The 1340-nt window shown below is 50.2% G+C and carries 1 rRNA gene; it reads right to left on the bottom strand.

The features are described from left to right. Positions 1-1125, bottom strand: a 16S ribosomal RNA gene (locus DHW03_RS19120); the annotation flags it as partial. Positions 1126-1340 lie beyond the last annotated feature (215 nt).

Consider the following 1340-nt stretch of genomic DNA (forward strand, 5'->3'; position numbering starts at 1 on the left):
TGACGTGCTGGCAACTAAACATAGGGGTTGCGCTCGTTGCGGGACTTAACCCAACACCTCACGGCACGAGCTGACGACAGCCATGCAGCACCTAGTTTCGTGTCCTTGCGGACGGTAGCATCTCTGCTACCTTCACTAACTTTCAAGCCCGGGTAAGGTTCCTCGCGTATCATCGAATTAAACCACATGCTCCTCCGCTTGTGCGGGCCCCCGTCAATTCCTTTGAGTTTCAATCTTGCGACCGTACTCCCCAGGTGGAACACTTAACGCTTTCGCTTAGCCGCTGACTGTGTATCGCCAACAGCGAGTGTTCATCGTTTAGGGCGTGGACTACCAGGGTATCTAATCCTGTTTGATCCCCACGCTTTCGTGCCTCAGCGTCAATCAGACCATAGTAAGCTGCCTTCGCAATCGGTGTTCTGAGACATATCTATGCATTTCACCGCTACTTGTCTCATTCCGCCTACCTCTAGTCTATTCAAGCCCGTCAGTATCAAGGGCACTGCGATAGTTGAGCTACCGTCTTTCACCCCTGACTTAACAGGCCGCCTACGCACCCTTTAAACCCAATAAATCCGGATAACGCTTGGATCCTCCGTATTACCGCGGCTGCTGGCACGGAGTTAGCCGATCCTTATTCTTCCGGTACATTCAGCTATCTACACGTAGATAGGTTTATTCCCGGATAAAAGCAGTTTACAACCCATAGGGCAGTCTTCCTGCACGCGGCATGGCTGGTTCAGAGTTGCCTCCATTGACCAATATTCCTTACTGCTGCCTCCCGTAGGAGTCTGGTCCGTGTCTCAGTACCAGTGTGGGGGGCCATCCTCTCAGATCCCCTAGTCATCGTCGCCTTGGTGGGCCGTTACCCCGCCAACTAGCTAATGACACGCATGCCCATCCTCATCCCATGAATGTTTGATCATTGTACAATGCCGTACTGTGATTTTATGCGGTATTAATCCGGATTTCTCCGGGCTATCCCCCAGATGAAGGTAGGTTGCATACGCGTTACGCACCCGTGCGCCACTTTCTCAAGGAGCAAGCCCCTTGATATCGTTCGACTTGCATGTATTAGGCCTGCCGCTAGCGTTCATCCTGAGCCAGGATCAAACTCTCCATTGTAAAATGTTCTGTATTGATTCTGACCAGTTCTTAACCATGTTAAAAATGGTCTTCTTTTTTTGTGTCTGTTAGACACCGTCTTTAAAATAAAGCAGGGTACTCTGTACTTGAATAGTACTTCATTACCACCGCTACGCTACATTGACATCTCTTTTAAGAACTTCTCGGCATCGCCTCGCGGCGGCCTCTTTTTTATATCTTCATCGCTGGCCTTG

Source organism: Pedobacter yonginensis (assembly GCF_003173595.1).
Lineage (GTDB): Bacteria > Bacteroidota > Bacteroidia > Sphingobacteriales > Sphingobacteriaceae > Pedobacter > Pedobacter yonginense.